The sequence below is a fragment of the Pseudoalteromonas sp. SiA1 genome (assembly GCF_018732205.1).
Taxonomy (GTDB): Bacteria; Pseudomonadota; Gammaproteobacteria; order Enterobacterales; family Alteromonadaceae; genus Pseudoalteromonas; species Pseudoalteromonas tetraodonis.
In genome coordinates this window covers 1,935,804-1,952,853 of record NZ_CP076084.1, presented here as the reverse complement: position 1 = coordinate 1,952,853, position 17,050 = coordinate 1,935,804, and the positions used below count along the sequence as shown (strand labels likewise).

The following is a 17,050-nucleotide window of genomic DNA, read 5'->3' as shown; positions in this document are numbered from 1 at the left end:
GGGCGAGCTGCGGTATGAAATTTTTAAGTCAGCTTGTTGCTAGTCTGTTTATTATTTCAATTTAAAAAACACGCTCAGCGTGGGATACACCCTCGCTGAGCTAAATTGTTACCAGCTATACGTGGCGCTCAGCGTATATTGCTCACCGCGACCCGGCGTGCCTGGGATTTCTTCAAACGATTCATCCCACAAATTATCCGCTGCTAAAGTAATAAAGAAATTTTGCAGTGTAGCTGGGGTTATTTTTAACGTCAGCTGAGTAAATAGTGCCTCGTCATCTGAACGGCGAAGGGCATTTTTATGCTGTTTACGCCATTCATTATCTACTCGAAACTCTAACTTATCCGTCGGGTTCCAAATTGCACCGAGCGTTACACGATGATCAGGAAAATTTAAGGCATAAAAGCTAGCATCAACATTTTCAGCGCCATAGGTTTCTGTTTTATGTAAGTAGGTATAGCTGGCAACAATTTCTGTATTATTAAATTGTTTAGTGGCTAAAAACTCAAGGCCTGTGGTGTCAATATCAACCGGCTGTGCAAATCGCGCTGAGCTTGAATCAAAGCTAAATGTCCAATCGGTTAGGTTGTTATCTTTACGATAAAAAAGTGCGGAATTAAGCTGCCAGCTTTGTTGCTCAAGCAATAAGCCCAGCTCTAAATTTTTAGTGGTTTCGCGCTCAAGATTAGCGTTACTTCTGAACAACCCACCAGTCTCGCTGCCACCAATGGCGGTGTAGCCTGCTACTTGGCTTGCCTCAGCATACGACAAATACAATGTACGCTCAGTGCCATCGTTATTATGGGTATTTAAACTAACATCACCAATCAATGATAGCTCAGAGTCATCACGACTGGTGTTATCAAATGCAGCCCCTAAACGCACCGTTAGTTGCTGGTTGCTTGCTAGTGCTGTTGTGTATTCTGGTAATACACTAAGCTTAAAGTAGTTACGTGAAGTAAAGTTATTTTCAAGGGTGGTGGAGTCAATACTGTCTTCTATATATTGCGCCGAGTAATTAACCGCAACTGACTTTGTTTGCGCATGACGACCTGAAATAGCCAATGATTTTACTTGTGTTTCATGAAATGCTTGGAACGCGCTTGGGTTTTCTCTTGAATAAACATAATGGTCGTTATGCTTGCGGTAATAAGCCGATACTTCAAATTCACTGTTGGTAGCATAGGCTTGCTTATGGTTGAGCATCCATAATTGGGTTTCTAAGTCTTCGGTTTCATTTACACCAAAGGGGGTATAAAGGTTTGGCCAACCAAAAAACTTTTCTTGTAAGCCGTAAAATAAATCAGTTTGTGAATCGCTCCCAGTTAACTGCACTCTTCCAGAAGTACGGGTAAAGTCATGATCGCCAAAATCAATTGAACCATCACTTTGTGAGTGCGAATATTCACCTTCAAAACCAATACGCCAATTAGCGTTTGCTTCAATTGGAGTACTCACACCTGCATGAATTGTTTGTAGGTTAAAGTCATTTGAGCCTGCGCCCAAAGAGACACTGCCACCGGTTGTTATTGGTTTCCAAGCAAACGACACAGTACCTACCGAGCTATTCATGCCATAAAGTGCGTTATCGGCTCCGGTTAATACGCTGGCACCCGTTAGCATTTGTGGTGCAATAGGAATTTCTGCAAAGTAGTGACCAGACTGCGGGTCGAGTAGAGTTGTACTGCCGACTCTAAAGCCGGTATTTTCAAAAATACCCCCGCGTATCGTTACATCAGCTTGTGCTTCAGCCATATTGCGTGATTGCAAGTCAACACGCGGGTCGTACTCTAAATTTGAAATAGGTGAATCAAATGTACCAACGGGTAAGGTATTGGCAGTGGGAGACGCTTCAATTGTTATTTGTTCTATGGTTGCTGTTTCTTTACTCTGTTCTGCATAAGCAACAGTCGAAATACTGGCTAGTACAGCCGGTATAATAAGGTGCGGGGCACGATTCATATCATTATTCTCATTTTATGCAATGGCGCTAACAATTAAATACCTATCACTTTTTATCACATGATAAGGTAAGCTCACTAAGCTAGGGTGATTTTGGGCGCTATTGTACATTAATGATAAAAAACTGCATTTGATAATCAAACCTAGCGTTACAAAATAGTAACTCTGCATCCTATAAATTATTTACATTGGTCACTTTATTATGCAAACACAACAACCGAGCCATTCATTAAATCAGCACACACTTTATTTTGCTGGTGGTTGCTTATGGGGCGTGCAAGAATTTATGAAGTATTTACCTGGAGTAGTGACTACTGAGGCGGGGCGTGCCAATGGCACTAGTAACACAACACAAGGTGAATACGATGGCTATGCCGAATGCGTGAAAGTAACCTTTGATATTCAAGGAGTGACCTTAAATGAATTAATCGGCTATTTTTTTGAGATTATTGACCCATACAGTATCAATAAACAAGGTAACGATGTAGGCGAAAAATACCGCACCGCCATTTTTAGCCAAGACAGTAATCATTTAAACATCGCCAGAGACTATATTAGCCAGCGTGATGATGCTGAAAAAATAGCGGTACAAGTAGCGCCATTGACTAATTATGTCCCTAGCGATCCCGAGCATCAAGAGCGTTTAACCAATCACCCTGATGATTATTGCCATATCCCACTTGATTTATTACACAAGTATAAATAACAACTTCATTGATGCGTATTTAAATAAAAAAGGCTGGTAACTAATAAAGCTAAAATTAGCTGTTACCTCGTTTATGCTTTTTTTTAGATTTATTAGGCTTTTTCTTTTTTCGAGGGAACATATCTCTAAAAAGGTAGGGCACAGCTAAAAAGTAGATCCCAGTTCCTAAATAAAGAAAAAGGTAAAATAGATAAGTAAACGGCGACGCTGAAAAGAAATAAACGTCAGATTCGACCCGGTAATCTGTTGGGGTCAGAATATAGCCATCATGTATAAACTTTATCGCAAATAAAATAGATAAAAGGCCTAAAGCCCAAAAGACTAAAGAGAATGCGATTTGATTCAATAGCATTCTCGTATTACTTATATCTACATATTTTACTTTTGGTTTCTTTTTATTTTTTGATTGCTTCATTTTGGCCAAAAAAAGTAATAATGATTGCCATTAGTATGCCTACTAAGCCAATGCTTGAAAAAACCAGACTGTATTCACTCTTAATATTGAAGATATTTAATAGGCTGGTTATTAACAATAAAAAAATACCAATAATTTTTATAATCGTTAGTGTTTTATTCAAACAAAACCATGTTTGACAAGAAGGGCATTGTTTTTCAATAAAAATACTATTTTTGTTAATATTTTTTATATCTTTAGCTGCAAAATTACTTTTACAATTTGGGCATGTTTCTTTCATTTTAATCCTTTAATTTACCTCACAACTTTAAACACTAGGTTTACTAAACATCTTATTGATTAAGCTTTATCCCTGTAACATGGTAACTATAGCATTGAGCTATCACCTTGTTAATGCGCAACTTATTACATTATAGGCAAACAGTTTTTAAGCCATAAAAAAGCCCGCGAACATACGGGCTTTTAAATATTAATTAAAATTTATTGCTGCGCTTTAGGCGGGAAGTTGCTTAAAATATTGGCAACCGTTTCTTTAATAGCGGCTTCACGTTGTGATGGTGTTTGTTTTTTCTTTAAACGACCATCTTTAGCACCACGCCAAATTAATTGGTTTGACTCACGATCAATAATATCGATAACTAACGTGCCTACTTCATACTCACGTGCGCTTACATCGTGGTTAAAGCCTGTGCCCCAGTAACCCCAACGTGCACCGTAGCCTACATTAAAGGTATCTACTTCTAGCTCTTTATCAACACTTGCATGGTAATTAACAAGTACATCAGCTTGCGCTACGTCAACCAATTGCATACCTAACTGTTGGCTTAGTTGGTTGTTTACCGCATTGCGAACGCGTTTTTCCATAAGGCCACTGATTTGGTAGTTATTCGTGTCTTTAGTTAGGCTCGCGTTTTCTACCCAAGCAAACGTTTTGTAGTTACTAAAGTTTGCTGATTTATCGTAATCCCAATCGGGCGTTTGTGTACAGGCGGTAAGTAGCGCCAGTGCTGCGACAATAAATATATGTTTCATACCGTTTGCTCCAATAAAGTGCGTTTGTTTAAACTACCATGGGCGAGGGTAATTTAAAATCTAAAAATAAGTGTAACTGGCTAAGATGAATAGCCAATTAACTCTTAGTCCAGTAGAGAGGCTTTATGTTCAACCTCAATCCAATCTTTTTCATCTACCCAGTTTTGTGCGCCGTCTTTTACTGAACGAATTGGCACAATATAATCACAACTTATTTGCGGTTTAACCGAAGCAAATATTGGCACAAAGCCAAAGCTCAGGGCGGTTTCTATAATTGCTTTTTGGTTTTGCGGATCGATATCAGCCGCTTCATCTATGTAAATAGGTATACGGTATAAGTTTTGTTCCTGATCGCTTAATAAGTAACGAATAAACAACATGCCACATAATAGCTTAATGGTGATACGCGTACCATTTGAACCAGCCGAATCTATTTTTTCAAAGTGCTCGGTTTCGCCCGCGCGGTTAACCACTTCAAAACGAATATCAAATAAATCGGTAAGGGTCAGGCCTGCTTTGTCTGAGGCGAGTTTAATTAAATGATCTTTTGCGTCGTTTACCGCACTTTCGCTGTACGGCTCTTGGCTGAGTAAATCCAGGGTATCGCCTTGTTCAATTTGGTTAGATGTACTGATAATGGTATCAATGCTATCTACCAACATTTTTCGCGGGATAATATTAATTTTAAACGCTTGCAGGTTTGAAATGCGGTGCTGGCTTATGCCTTTATTAAAGCTATTCATTTCACGGCGTAGGCGGTCTAAATCTTCACGTAAGCCTTTAATCGTGGCGGCCACTTCGGTGAGGGCAACGCGACCTTGGCGCTCAACGGCATCGCGCTCGTTATCAATGTTATGAAACGCGCTAATAAGTTTTTGGTATTTACTAAACTCATCGTTTTCGTTATCGAATTTGGTAATACCTGCATTGTAAATATGCATATAAGTATTACGTACATTTATATCGAAATTACGTAGCTCTTGGCAGTCTTTGTTAAAGTGGTGAATTAAATCGCTTAAATTATCAAAATCGATTTTTATATCAATCATGTAAGGTGTCACTTTACCACTGTATAAATCTAACGTGTGGTCAATACGCTCGGTTTTAACTTGGCGCAGGCGCTCTGTTTGACGATTAATTTGCGCTTGTTTTGATTTAATTAACGAGCGTCTATCAGCAATTGAGCCACTGTTTTTTTGAATATCTTGTAGGTAGTCGTCAACTTGTTCGCGTTCGGCTAAAAGCTGCTCTTTTAGCATTGCTTGGGCGTCAACCGATTGTTGCATCACTTCAAATTGCTCTAAGCGTTTAAGTGCACTTTCAGCACTCATAAGCTCATCGTATAGCGCGTCTTTTTCTTTTTGCTTATCTGCAACATTGGCGGCCACTTCGCGCTGTTGTTTAAACTCTTTTAATGATTGCTCAAGTGCGGTTAATTGAGCACTCAGTTGCTCTTTGTTTTCGCCGCTTTGCATTTGCACAGGCGAGAGTTTTTTAAGCTTAATACTGGCACCGGGCAGGGTGAGTACACCGCCTTTTACGTTTTCACTAAGCTGCGCTAAAAATTCGCCGAAAGCATCGTCATCATCAATAGTGATATCGCCATTGCTGGTGGTAGCAAAGGAGAGAAGATCGGGGTTTAATAGTCGCGATATTTCTTCAACTTCTTTCAGTGATAAGTCTTCACGCATACGAGTGAATAAATTAAATTCTAAGTTTTTAAGTTGTAACTTTAAGCTTTTAATTTGTTTTTGTGTTTCGCCAATGCGGTAATCAAGGGTGTGCAGGCTTTGACCTTGTGCACTCGTTATTGAGTGTGACAACGACTCGTAGTCATTTTTTAACTGCGTTAAGCTGGTTTTGAGCGTGGCTTTATTAACCAGCTCAAACTCACTTTTAAGAGCGTTGTAATCTAAAAACCACTGTTCAATTTGGGTTTGTTTGCGCTCTATATCGCGCGATTGTTGAACGTATAGGCTTTGTTTTTGTTCAAACTCGTGTTTTTCGTGCTCAATATCTTCAAGAGCGATGTTGAGCTCGCTTAGTTGCTCTTCCTGATACGTATCAAAATCAATCAGTGCTTGGTCAATTTTTGGTGCATAAGCGGCCAGTTTACCTTTAAGAACGGTTTGGTTTTCAAGCATAGATTCGAGGGCGGCTATGGGCTCTTGCATTGACTCAAGGGCTTTTAATTCACGTTTTGCGCGGTTTACTTTATCAAACGACCGGCGCCATACTTCGTAAAAGTCGACCTTTGAATTTGACATGTGGCGTTCAAACACACGTAACATAAAGCGCTTAACGTCGTTTGCGCCTAATTTATGTAAATTAAGAATACGACGAAAGATTTCTTTGTATATTGCAGAGTCTTGAACGTTGTTAAGGGGGATCATTTTTAAATTGATCTCACCATCAAATTGCGTTGCACCGCCAGTAAGTAGGGCGTTTAACTCTTGCGCTTTAAGCTCTATCGGGTTGTAACCTTGCTGCTTTAAGTGATTAAACAGCTTGGTAAACTTAATAATGGTATTGCCTTGGGTGTACTGGGCTAAATCAAGTTTGCCTTGATAGCAAAAGTATTGGTGTGCATAACCGGCAATTTTACCTAAGCCTGCTACGCCAATGACAACTGAGCCATGGGGTAAATCGGCTTGCAATAAAATGTACGATTGATCTGATGAAAAATAAAACTTACGGGTTTCATCTAAATCGTGGCCATCCCACTCGGTAAGGCGTAAATCGTTAATTAGCGGAAATTGCAGTGCATTAATAACTGAGCTTTTACCTGTGTTGTTAGGCGCACAAATCGAGCTACTTTTATCAAGTGGGATCACACACTTTGCATAGCCTGCAGTATTAAGTAGGGCGAGTTTACTCAGTCCGTATAAGTTTTTCATTCCTCGTCCTCTCCTAAAAAGGTTTCTTCATTTACTTCCATTAAGGCATCAATATAGCGATGAATTGGCGCCTGTAGCATAAAGCCGCCTTCCACTTCGCGGGCAAGGCCTAAACGTACCATGCGTAAATACACATCTTTGCGTAAATCAGAACCCGAGAATATTTCAAGCTGATCAAATAAATGTTTATTAAGTTGTACCAAGGTTTGCATTAGCTCTAAATCGTTTGGCTCATCAAATAATGCACGCATTGGGTCTTTACCTGTGTTGGCAAAGTGTTCGATTAAAATATAAATAGTGAGCGCTATCGCGCGCGATATTTTGCCCATATTGGGGGTGCTTTCATCGCTAGCAAAATAATAAAAGCCACGACTGTCGTGCTTTAAATCATGGCCTAATGCTGTGAATAAGGCGCTGTAGGCTTCAATTTGTTGGTCAAGCTCTTGCCACATTACCGTGTCTTGTTCGCAAATGTGGTAACCCGCGACTAATTTTTTATTAATGGCTTGTAAGTGAGAAAGCTCATTTAAGTTTATCTGTGTCATGGTCATTACTCGTGCTCGGCTTTATCAGCCTGAGGCTCTGAATTAAAGGGGTACAAAGAAAAGTGCTGGCCTGCAATGTTAACGCGGGCTTTTTTATCGCTTTGGCTAATGTGTAGGGTGGTATCGCTCACTAGCTTTTGATATAAAAACAGCATTTCATCGGCTTCAAGCTCTGGGTAGCTTTCGTCTAAAAATTGCAGCAGAGGCTGTGGTTTTTTACGCTGCTTTTTGAAGCGTTTTGCAAACTGCGCTTTTACATCGTGATAGTCAGGAATGTTTGGCGTGACAAACGCAGGCACATCGTTTTGCTCTGGTAGCTGATATTCATGATGCTCAAATTCAGCCAGGCTTGCCATGTAGGCTACTATATGGCGCTGTTGACCCAATGAATACTTTTGCGCATCGCTTACAAAATGTGGCTGCACGGCGCTGAGCATATTATCTACCCCATTTTTACGTATTAGCCCTAATACTTTTGCTACTTGGCGGGTAACAAGGTTATTACGGCGCAACTCTTCACGCAGTGGCATAAGCATATCGGCACTTTTACGTAAGCTTATCCGGCCAACTAAGTGCATTTCTAGAATTCGGGTACGCAATTGCTCAAGCATGCGTTTATCGTTGTACGCTTTGCCTGAACGTTCAATATGTTCTATTTGGGTGCTAATTTGTTGCTCAATTAAAGTAAAACAGGCATGAAAGTCGCCTCTAATATCCACCATTTCCAGCATGGGTTCTATATACTCATCAAACGCTTCTATCACGGCTTTATAGCGTTTTTGTAGCGACTGCACTGCATTATTAGATTTGGCTTGCTCAACAATATTTAAAATGGCGTTTTCGTTGTGTAAAAACAGTTTGATTATTTTACGCACCCGATCATCCATAATACGGCTAAAGCGGCGTAAATCATCAAAATCTTCCATTTCACCGGCATTAGATAGCCGATTACCTAAACGGGCCAAATCATCAACCAATACACTTATTTCTTGTGCTAAGCCTAAATGTTCTTCTTGCAGTAAAAAGGTGGCAAAATCGGCAATGGCGCGGTTAATTTCCAGTTGTGACGATTTAGCCAGCGGAATAATAATTTCTTGATTTAATAACCGGTTGGTTTCTTTATAAATACGCTCATTATTCCACGTGGGTTGCTTTTGCTTAATGGCATTTTGAAGATCTTTAATACTAAAGTCGGCCATTTTAAAGCGCTTAAATAATAGCTCTAATACACCCCAGTGTTCATTTAGGGTATTAAGTAGCTTTTTAGCTGGGATCATAAGGCGTTGCAACTTCCTAGTATTCGTTATTTTATATTTCTCGAACTTATATGGTATTCGTTTTTGCGACGATTTAATAATAGTTTTTACACCCGCTTAGTGATAGTATCCGCGCCGAATATAGGCACATAGAGTTTGTGGGTATATTTTTTACATGGTTTCAATTTTTACTTAACCCCGAAGGTTGTTTAATATCATGGTTTCCTCGATTATCCTGACGCTGATAGCGATTGCATTCTTGCTTATCGTTATTGAGGATGTGATCCACGTTAACAAAGCCAAAACGACGTTATTTTTTGGTACACTTTGCTGGATTATCTCCTTTATTTTTCCTCTTAATGGGCAAAGCCCCGAAACGATTCAAACCCTCCTAGACCACAATATTTTAGAAATTGCTTCTTTATGGCTGTTTTTAATGGCCGCAATGACCTTTGTCGCCTATTTAAACTCTAAAGGACTTATCGAAAATGTTGTGAATCGGATTATGCCAACCAGCATTAGTGAGCGAAAGCTGATGTTTTTGGTGGGGTGTTTTGCGTTTTTATTTTCATCTATTTCAGACAACGTTACGGCCACGCTAATATCACTGGCAGTGATTATGTCATTAAAACTTGAAGCCAAAAAGTTAGTTAAGTACGCCACGCTTATTGTATTTGCTGTAAACTCCGGTGGTGTATCACTTATCACGGGTGATGTAACCACACTTATGATTTTCCTTGATGGTAAAGTAACAATTAGCAATTTATTACTGTTAATTGTGCCTGCGTTACTAAGTGTATTATTACTGGCTACTTTGTTATCAATTGGCATGAATAAGCAACTCGAGTTTAAAAAAACTAAATTTAAACGTATTGAAAAAACCGACATAACCATTGCGGTTATTTTCTTCACTACGGTTATTGCTACGCTTACATTGAGTGTTTTATACAGTGTACCGCCTCTGCTTACTTTTTTATTGGGTTTATCTATTATGTTTTTAGTCGCGCAATTTTTAATGCGCAAAAAAGACATCAACAAAGATATGATCGATTTTATACGCGACATAGAGTACGACACCTTATTGTTTTTCGTGGGTGTGTTACTGCTTGTTGGTGCGTTAAAAGAAGTTGGGGTACTGAGCCAATTTACTAATTTGTATACGGTAATGGCGCCAGAGTACGCAAACTACTTAATGGGTATTTTATCTGCAGGTGTTGATAACGTGCCACTAACGGCAGCGTTATTAAAAGCCGACATTGTAATGAGTCAACAGCATTGGTTGTCGTTTACGTATGCAACCGGTGTAGGTGGCTCTATGCTAATCATTGGCTCGGCGGCCGGTATTATAGCCATGAGTAAGGTAAAAGAGCTGACGTTTGCAAGTTACCTTCGCTTATCGCTGTATTTATTACTGTGTTACACCTTTGGTTATGCGGGCTCTTACTTAATGGGTAGTTTTATTTGATTTTATAGTAAAACGACTTGACAGCTAGACGTCTAAACGATAACTTTCAAAGCCGCACTCTTAGTGCGGTTTTGTTTTATTAGCCACAGGTTAATAATACATTCAGAAGAGGTGCGATACTTAGGTACTTAATGTGAGGCAACGACAGCCTGCGATCATTAAGGAGGGAAGTACTCGCCGAGGAAAATAATGGGTCGTTACCATTGTTTTTCGGTTTATGGGGCTGAATCCTCAAAACTGTCACCAATTTAGGTGGAGAGCTTCTGGCAGTAGATTTTTCTTATCTTTATTTCCTGCCAAGTTCTTCTTGTTTTATTGCGGTTTGGATGCCGCGAAAGGAGACGAAATGACTACCCAACCAGTGCCACAAAGTTCACAGTGCACAAAATCAGATTACATTGTTGCCAAATTTGGTGGCACCAGCGTTGCTAACTTTGAGGCGATGAGCCGTTGTAGCGAAATTATCGTAAACGATAAAAATGTACGTATTGTTGCAGTAAGCGCCAGTGCCGGAGTGACCAATCATTTAGTGGAGCTTTGCAAAGCGGGTATTGAAGCCACTAAACGCCAACAGCATATTGATGGTGTCCTTGCGATTCAGCAGGCTATTTTAAATGACCTGTCGTTAGATGAGGATTTAGCCCTTGGGTTTAATCAAACGCTTGATGCATTTCAAACGTTGGCGGCACAAACACTCAATACTGAGCAGCAGTTCGATGAGCTACTTAGCTTTGGCGAGCGTTTATCGTCGTACTTATTTACCCAAGTACTAAGGTTAAAGGGTTTAAATGCCACTCGTTTTGATGTGCGCCAGGTGCTTAAAACCGATAGCCAATTTGGTAAAGCAACACCAAATGTGGCCGCCACAGCGCAAGCCGCTCAAACACATTTAATTCCGCTGCTTGATGATAGCGTTATTGTGACCCAAGGGTTTATTGGTAGCGATGCAAACAATTTAACGACCACGCTCGGTCGAGGCGGCTCAGATTATAGCGCTGCACTGCTTGCTGAGGCTATTAACGCTAAAAGTGTGCATATTTGGACTGACGTAGTGGGTATTTTTAGCACCGATCCTCGTTTGTGTGTAAAAGCCACTCCTATTGCGCGTTTAAGTTTTGATGAAGCAGCAGAAATGGCGACCTTTGGCGCTAAAGTATTGCACCCGGCAACTATTTTACCTGCCAGTCGCAGCCATATTAATGTGTTTGTTGGCTCAAGCACAGAGCCAGAACTTGGCGGTACGTGGATTGAACGTGAAAAATCGCAGCTACCTGGTATTCGTGCGGTAACACAACGTAAAAATCAAATATTATTAACCCTTAAAAGCCCAGAAATGCTGTTAGCCAGTGGCTTTTTAGCGCGTATATTTACTATTTTAAGTGAGTGTAATATTTCGGTAGATTTGGTTACCACCTCTGAAATTAGTGTAGCAATTACCCTTGATAATGCGCCTAATGCATCACGCCCAGAGCTAGATCAAGAGTGCTTAGATAAACTCGCTGAATTTTGCCATGTATCGGTTGAAAACAATTTAACGCTGGTAGCGTTAATTGGCTCTGAAATTGTTTTGCGCCAACATGAAATGAATTTAATGAAAGTATTAAGTGACTTTAATATTAGACTCATTTGCCATGGTGCGAGTAAACACAACCTGTGCTTTTTAGTTGAGCAAAGCGAGTCTGATGCAGTGGTTCAAGCGATTCATAGTCGATTACTAGAAAGTGATTGCGCTGCGTAAATCGTTAATAGTCATTATTGAGCACCGCCAGTCGGTGCTTTTTTTTGCCACAACGCTAATATCAAACATGTCGTTATGTGCTCCAACCACGGTATTGCTGCAGGCTGTAAGCTGGGCGTTATTAAGTTCGTTAAACACATTAGGGCTTAATAGCTGAGCAATAGGGCGGGTGGTGGCTTTAGCCAGCGCTTCTTTTAATGTCCAAATCCTAAAGAAATGATGTGCTTGAGTTGTTATGTTATCTGTATCGGTTATTAAGCTCACTTCGGCTGGGTGGTAAAAGTGTTTAGCGAGTTTATTAAAAGGGCGCTTTAAACTAATTTTTTCAATATCAAAGCCAAATTGAGTTGATGCTACATTTAACGCTGCACCTACAAAACCATGAGAATGAGAAATACAGCAACTGATCACGCCTGTTGTATTTTTAATATGTAATTCTAATTTACTGTTATCGGGGTTAAATTCAGAACTAATATCACACAGCTTTAATGATGCATAAGAAGAACAAGCGGATTTTACTAGGTATTTAAGCACTAAACGTGTGGCTAAATATTCTTGTTTAGCCTGTGGATTTTTACGCCGATTAATAACATTGAGCTCAAAAGGGCTTAAATAGTGGGGTAAATCAAATTCACCCACATTGAGGGTGGTCGCGTTAAGCAACGCAATGCAATGGCTGTTATTTGCTAAAGCGGGCGTGATTTCTAGCTGGTTTTCAAAGTAAGTTACACTCATCATTGCTCGTTATAAATGACGACCGATTACATATTTATTACCCAAAGCTGGATAGTTTGTGAGCGGTTGTTAGTTGTTGTGAGCGCTAAGTACATTTTTATTACTCAGTGGCTCTTAAATATGGTTTAATTCGCATTCGTTAAAATAATAACAGATTTGTAGGTGTATGGCACAAGTGCGTGATGGTTTTCAAAGTCGACTAGGTTTTGTATTGGCAGCAGCCGGTGCAGCCGTAGGTTTAGGTAATATATGGGGTTTTCCTACGCAGGCTGCTAATCATGGTGGCGGCGCATTTTTACTGGTTTACTTTATCGTTATTTTTTTGCTGGCGTTACCTGCTTTATACACCGAGCTGTATTTAGGTTACAAAGCCCAAGCTAACCCTGTTAAAGCGCTAAGCCAAGCATGGCAAGATCACGCCCCTAAAGTGGGAGCCGCAGCAGGCTATATTGGCCTTGCCGGTGCCATCGTTATGTTAAGTTTTTACTCTATTGTGGCCGGTTGGATGCTTTCCTACGCTATAGAGCCTATAAGTAGCTTTTTTGGCTTGCATAGCTTGAGTGAGTTTTTACATAGCGACTCTATGTTACGTAATTTTATTTTTACGCCGCTTATGCTTATTTTAACCGCCAGTATTATTTTAAAAGGGGTGAAGTCGGGAATAGAAACCTGGTCACGCCGTTTAATGCCGCTTTTACTTGTTCTCCTTATTGGGCTTATTATTTATATTGCAACGTTAGATGGCGCAAGCGAAGGGTTTGCTGCTTATTTAGTGCCTGACTTTAGTAAAATACTCGACCCTGATTTAATTATTGCCGCAATGGGGCAAGCGTTCTTTTCGTTGTCGCTTGGGGTAGGCTGTATGATGATTTACGGCTCATATTTAAAACCCGGAGCTAACTTACCAAAATTAACCGCAAGTGTTGCGCTACTTGATACCAGCGTGGCGTTTTTGGCGGGCTTATTAATAATTCCGGCTATTTATGTTGCCCAGTACAATGGCGTTGAAGTATTTAATAACGGTAAATTAATTGGTGAGGGACAACTTATTTTTGCCATATTACCTGAGCTATTTGGCACTATGGGTGAAATTGGTTTATTGGTTGGCTTATTATTTTTTGTATTGATGTCGATAGCTTCAGTTACCTCAACTATTTCATCAACTGAGATCCCTGTGGCATTTTTGGTTGAAAACCACAGTGTAGATAGAACCAAAGCAACATGGGCAGTCAGTGCAATTGTATTTGTTTGTGCCAGTACCATTATTTTAAACTTTGATTGGTTATTTGGTTTAGTGATTATGGTATTTACTCAATACCAATTGCCGTTAATGGGGCTGTTTTACTTTATAACGGTAGGCTGGCTATGGCAACGTGGTAATAAGCTTCATCAAGCAAGTTCTGGTGCACATTATTGGTTTGCTCAGTACATTCGTTTTGTCTGCCCAGTGCTAATGACCTTAGTATTTGCAAACGTTGCGTTTGGCTAGAACGCGTTAATAACTCATGTGTTATTGATAACAAAAAAGCGAACACTATATTTTGTTCGCTTTTTTGCTTTTTGTTTAGCCGCGCTATAGCACTTCGTTTGTTAAGCTATTTCCTTGAGTAACCTCAAATGCATTTTGTAATGTTATATTAGCGATTTCGGTTAGAGCTTCTTGAGTAAAAAAGCCTTGATGCCCTGTTATTAACACGTTTCTAAAACTCACTAAACGAGAGAATATATCGTCTTGATTTATTTCGTCACTGTGGTTTTTAAAAAACAGTTCTGATTCTTGTTCGTACACATCAAGCCCTAAGTACCCCAGTTTTTGTGATTTAAGTGCTTTAATACACGCTTGGCTGTTTACCAGCGCACCGCGAGAAGTATTAATGAGCATGACGCCGGTTTTCATTTTATTAAATGCAGCGTCATCGATTAAATGATGCGTATCTTCGCTCAGCGGGCAGTGCAGTGAAATTATATCGCTTTGGGCAAGTAGGGTATTTAAATCGGTAATAGTGTAATTGCCTGGTTTTGCAAAAGGGTCGCACACTAAAACGTTAGCGCCAAAACCATTTAAAATGTTACACAGTGCCAAGCCTATTTTTCCGCAGCCTATAATCCCTATGGTCTTGTTATGTAAGTTAAACCCGAGTAAGCCATTTAAATCAAAGTTGTCTTCGCGCACGCGGTTATAAGCTTTGTGTGTTTTACGGCTGAGGGTGAGCATAAGGGCAACACAATGTTCAGCTACTGCCTCAGGGCTGTAAGCGGGTACGCGTAATACGCTGAGGTTATGCTGTTTGGCAACAGGCAAGTCAACGTTATTAAACCCCGCACAGCGTAATAAAATAGCGCTAACACCCAATGTGGCAAGTTGCTCAATCACTGCTTTATCTACTGTATCGTTTACAAATACGCACACAGCGTTAAAGTTTTTAGCTAATATTGCCGTCTGCGCCGATAAACTTTGCTCAAAGTAAGTAATAGTGATGTTAGAAAAGCCATTTAAACTTTGCTCAAAAAAAGGGCGCTCATATTTCTGAGCACTAAAAAAAGCAATATCCATTAACTAGCTCCAAGTAATCAATTATTTTATTACCATAAACTATTCTTACTATAGATGCTTCACTCTTGTTGTTTTAATTACGACAGGATTATTTTAATGCAGCCGAACGGACTCCTAAACGAGCGGTCGTCGGTTTTATAACGGGCACTGATTCTAAGCAGCTTGTTATTACATTATGTAATGACTCCGGTTTAGTTCGCGGTGCATAGCGAGCAACCAGCTGCCCTTGTGCATTAACTAAAAACTTAGTGAAGTTCCATTTTATTGCTCGGTTTTGTGCAATACCTCGTGTATGAGACTTTAAATAACTAAACAGTGGATGCGTATCTGGGCCATTTACCATGACCTTATTAAACACCTCAAAATTAATTGAAAAATGTTTTTGATAATAGTCTTTAATGGCCATTCCCTCTAATGGCTCATTTTTATCAAATTGATTACACGGAAAGGCTAAAATAGTAAACCCATCGTTTTTGTATTGTTGATATAGCTTTTCTAGCGCGCATAATTGCGCAGAAAAATGACATTTACTGGCGGTATTAACAATAAGAACCGTTTTTCCTTTTAGCTGACTCAAAGAAAAATCATCGTTATTACAAAGTGGTGCGTTAAATTGATAAATACTATCCATAGATTACCTACCTAATTTCCGTATTAGGGAAATTTTAAAAGACTTTCATTCGCTTTTTTAGCGGCCGATTGACATAATCGAGCTTATGTTTCTAAGTTATCAGTTAAATAGGTCATTTTTATGTCAGTAAAAATTGCATTTATAGGTTTAGGCGTAATGGGTTACCCAATGGCAGGGCATCTAGCAAAAGCGGGGCACAGCGTATGTGTTTATAACCGCACAGCAGCTAAAGCACAAAAATGGGTTGAAGATTTTAACGGTAGTTTTGCACCTACCCCGCGTGAAGCTGCAAGTGGTGCCGATATGGTATTTATGTGTGTTGGCAATGACGACGACTTACGGTCAGTGGTATACGGCGATGATGGCGTTTTAGCTGGTATGGACAAAAACACGATTTTAATCGATCACACAACTACTTCTGCTGAGGTAGCGCGTGAAGTTGCGGCAAAAGCGGCTTTACAGCATATCGACTTTATTGATGCGCCAGTATCGGGCGGTCAAGCAGGTGCTGAAAACGGGGTATTAACCGTAATGGCTGGTGGCAACGAAGCGGTATTTGCTAAAGCGCAACCTATCATGGCGGCGTTTAGCCGTTTTAGCCAGTTATTAGGGGAAGTTGGATCTGGACAATTATGTAAAATGGTCAACCAAATTTGTATTGCTGGTGTGGTACAAGGCTTAGCTGAGGGCTTACATTTTGCTAAACAAGCAGGGCTTGATGGCGAAAAAGTAATAGAAACCATTTCTAAAGGCGCAGCTGGTTCGTGGCAAATGGAAAACCGCTACAAAACAATGTGGGCAGGCGAGTACGAGTTTGGTTTTGCTGTAGATTGGATGCGTAAAGATTTAGGTATTGCACTCGATGAAGCTAAAAATAACGGTGCAACGCTGCCAATGACCGCCACGGTTGATCAATATTACGCCGATGTACAGGCTCTTGGCGGCGGCAGGTACGACACATCAAGTTTACTAGCGCGTATTGAAGCACTGCATAAAAAGTAATGTAATTGGTAAAAGTAAACTTTTCACAAAAAGGGTAAGAGGTGCTGCGCTTTTAGAGGAAGTGATATACATAAAAATAACTGTAGGTTTTATGTTTTCTCATTTACCTCTC

At 40.0% G+C, this 17,050-nt stretch carries 14 protein-coding genes and 1 riboswitch; of the genes, 5 read left to right on the top strand and 9 right to left on the bottom strand.

The window, feature by feature from the left end; translation table 11 throughout:
* Positions 1 to 108 precede the first annotated feature (108 nt).
* A complete protein-coding gene (locus KK487_RS08985) occupies positions 109 to 1,962 on the bottom strand; it encodes a TonB-dependent receptor plug domain-containing protein (protein WP_024602957.1) in 1,854 nt (617 codons plus the stop codon).
* A gap of 202 nt (positions 1,963 to 2,164) precedes the next feature.
* Here KK487_RS08985 and KK487_RS08980 point away from each other — a divergent pair, with 202 nt between their 5' ends.
* Positions 2,165 to 2,668, top strand: coding sequence for a peptide-methionine (S)-S-oxide reductase (locus tag KK487_RS08980; RefSeq protein ID WP_024602958.1), 504 nt, complete (start codon positions 2,165 to 2,167; stop codon positions 2,666 to 2,668).
* Between the two features lie 395 nt (positions 2,669 to 3,063).
* On the opposite strand, the gene KK487_RS08975 is transcribed toward KK487_RS08980, so the two are convergent.
* From KK487_RS08975 to KK487_RS08955, 5 genes are all read right to left on the bottom strand, one after another.
* Positions 3,064 to 3,363, bottom strand: a complete 300-nt coding sequence (locus KK487_RS08975) for a hypothetical protein (protein ID WP_029750492.1) — start codon at positions 3,361 to 3,363, stop codon at positions 3,064 to 3,066.
* A gap of 200 nt (positions 3,364 to 3,563) precedes the next feature.
* Positions 3,564 to 4,115, bottom strand: a complete 552-nt coding sequence (locus KK487_RS08970) for a DUF4136 domain-containing protein (protein WP_013465143.1) — start codon at positions 4,113 to 4,115, stop codon at positions 3,564 to 3,566.
* 104 nt (positions 4,116 to 4,219) lie between these two features.
* On the bottom strand, positions 4,220 to 7,012 hold the full coding sequence (locus tag KK487_RS08965; RefSeq protein WP_024602960.1) for an Mks condensin complex protein MksF: 2,793 nt from the start codon (positions 7,010 to 7,012) through the stop codon (positions 4,220 to 4,222).
* On the bottom strand, positions 7,009 to 7,557 hold the full coding sequence (locus KK487_RS08960) for a condensin complex protein MksE (protein WP_013465141.1): 549 nt from the start codon (positions 7,555 to 7,557) through the stop codon (positions 7,009 to 7,011). Before KK487_RS08960 ends, KK487_RS08965 begins: the two co-directional genes overlap by 4 nt.
* Before the next feature lie 5 nt (positions 7,558 to 7,562).
* Positions 7,563 to 8,834 (bottom strand): MksB family condensin complex protein, encoded by a 1,272-nt coding sequence (locus tag KK487_RS08955; RefSeq protein WP_013465140.1) that lies wholly within the window; start codon positions 8,832 to 8,834, stop codon positions 7,563 to 7,565.
* A 196-nt stretch (positions 8,835 to 9,030) separates the two neighbouring features.
* Between KK487_RS08955 and nhaD the strand changes: the two genes are divergently transcribed.
* Both nhaD and lysC read left to right on the top strand, forming a co-directional pair.
* The gene (nhaD, locus tag KK487_RS08950) at positions 9,031 to 10,278 is read left to right on the top strand and encodes a sodium:proton antiporter NhaD (RefSeq protein WP_013465139.1); all 1,248 of its coding nucleotides are present in this window, start codon (positions 9,031 to 9,033) and stop codon (positions 10,276 to 10,278) included.
* A 98-nt stretch (positions 10,279 to 10,376) separates the two neighbouring features.
* Positions 10,377 to 10,549, top strand: a riboswitch (Lysine riboswitch).
* 75 nt (positions 10,550 to 10,624) lie between these two features.
* Entirely contained in the window at positions 10,625 to 12,016 is a 1,392-nt protein-coding gene (gene lysC / locus KK487_RS08945) for a lysine-sensitive aspartokinase 3 (protein WP_171040135.1), read from the top strand.
* On the opposite strand, the gene KK487_RS08940 is transcribed toward lysC, so the two are convergent.
* Entirely contained in the window at positions 11,993 to 12,751 is a 759-nt protein-coding gene (locus KK487_RS08940; protein WP_036954390.1) for a 4'-phosphopantetheinyl transferase family protein, read from the bottom strand. The two genes, lysC and KK487_RS08940, sit on opposite strands and share 24 nt — an antisense overlap.
* Before the next feature lie 166 nt (positions 12,752 to 12,917).
* Between KK487_RS08940 and KK487_RS08935 the strand changes: the two genes are divergently transcribed.
* Positions 12,918 to 14,240 (top strand): sodium-dependent transporter, encoded by a 1,323-nt coding sequence (locus KK487_RS08935; RefSeq protein WP_036954392.1) that lies wholly within the window; start codon positions 12,918 to 12,920, stop codon positions 14,238 to 14,240.
* 84 nt (positions 14,241 to 14,324) lie between these two features.
* Here the strand turns inward: KK487_RS08935 and KK487_RS08930 are convergent, their stop codons facing one another.
* Both KK487_RS08930 and KK487_RS08925 read right to left on the bottom strand, forming a co-directional pair.
* Positions 14,325 to 15,305: a 2-hydroxyacid dehydrogenase gene (locus KK487_RS08930; protein WP_036954395.1), complete on the bottom strand. Its 981-nt coding sequence runs from the start codon at positions 15,303 to 15,305 to the stop codon at positions 14,325 to 14,327.
* An 88-nt stretch (positions 15,306 to 15,393) separates the two neighbouring features.
* Positions 15,394 to 15,936, bottom strand: coding sequence for a glutathione peroxidase (locus tag KK487_RS08925; RefSeq protein WP_036954398.1), 543 nt, complete (start codon positions 15,934 to 15,936; stop codon positions 15,394 to 15,396).
* A gap of 120 nt (positions 15,937 to 16,056) precedes the next feature.
* Here KK487_RS08925 and KK487_RS08920 point away from each other — a divergent pair, with 120 nt between their 5' ends.
* Positions 16,057 to 16,938, top strand: a complete 882-nt coding sequence (locus KK487_RS08920) for an NAD(P)-dependent oxidoreductase (protein WP_028835102.1) — start codon at positions 16,057 to 16,059, stop codon at positions 16,936 to 16,938.
* Positions 16,939 to 17,050: the final 112 nt, after the last annotated feature.

Bases quoted from the DNA above. Each gene is read 5' to 3' on its own strand.
- KK487_RS08925 (WP_036954398.1), bottom strand. From the start codon at position 15,936: ATGGATAGTATTTATCAATTTAACGCACCACTTTGTAATAACGATGAT.
- KK487_RS08960 (WP_013465141.1), bottom strand. From the start codon at position 7,557: ATGACACAGATAAACTTAAATGAGCTTTCTCACTTACAAGCCATTAAT.
- KK487_RS08955 (WP_013465140.1), bottom strand. From the start codon at position 8,834: ATGATCCCAGCTAAAAAGCTACTTAATACCCTAAATGAACACTGGGGT.
- KK487_RS08975 (WP_029750492.1), bottom strand. From the start codon at position 3,363: ATGAAAGAAACATGCCCAAATTGTAAAAGTAATTTTGCAGCTAAAGAT.
- nhaD (WP_013465139.1), top strand. From the start codon at position 9,031: ATGGTTTCCTCGATTATCCTGACGCTGATAGCGATTGCATTCTTGCTT.
- KK487_RS08935 (WP_036954392.1), top strand. From the start codon at position 12,918: ATGGCACAAGTGCGTGATGGTTTTCAAAGTCGACTAGGTTTTGTATTG.
- KK487_RS08930 (WP_036954395.1), bottom strand. From the start codon at position 15,305: ATGGATATTGCTTTTTTTAGTGCTCAGAAATATGAGCGCCCTTTTTTT.
- KK487_RS08965 (WP_024602960.1), bottom strand. From the start codon at position 7,012: ATGAAAAACTTATACGGACTGAGTAAACTCGCCCTACTTAATACTGCA.
- KK487_RS08980 (WP_024602958.1), top strand. From the start codon at position 2,165: ATGCAAACACAACAACCGAGCCATTCATTAAATCAGCACACACTTTAT.
- lysC (WP_171040135.1), top strand. From the start codon at position 10,625: ATGACTACCCAACCAGTGCCACAAAGTTCACAGTGCACAAAATCAGAT.
- KK487_RS08970 (WP_013465143.1), bottom strand. From the start codon at position 4,115: ATGAAACATATATTTATTGTCGCAGCACTGGCGCTACTTACCGCCTGT.
- KK487_RS08920 (WP_028835102.1), top strand. From the start codon at position 16,057: ATGTCAGTAAAAATTGCATTTATAGGTTTAGGCGTAATGGGTTACCCA.
- KK487_RS08940 (WP_036954390.1), bottom strand. From the start codon at position 12,751: ATGAGTGTAACTTACTTTGAAAACCAGCTAGAAATCACGCCCGCTTTA.
- KK487_RS08985 (WP_024602957.1), bottom strand. From the start codon at position 1,962: ATGAATCGTGCCCCGCACCTTATTATACCGGCTGTACTAGCCAGTATT.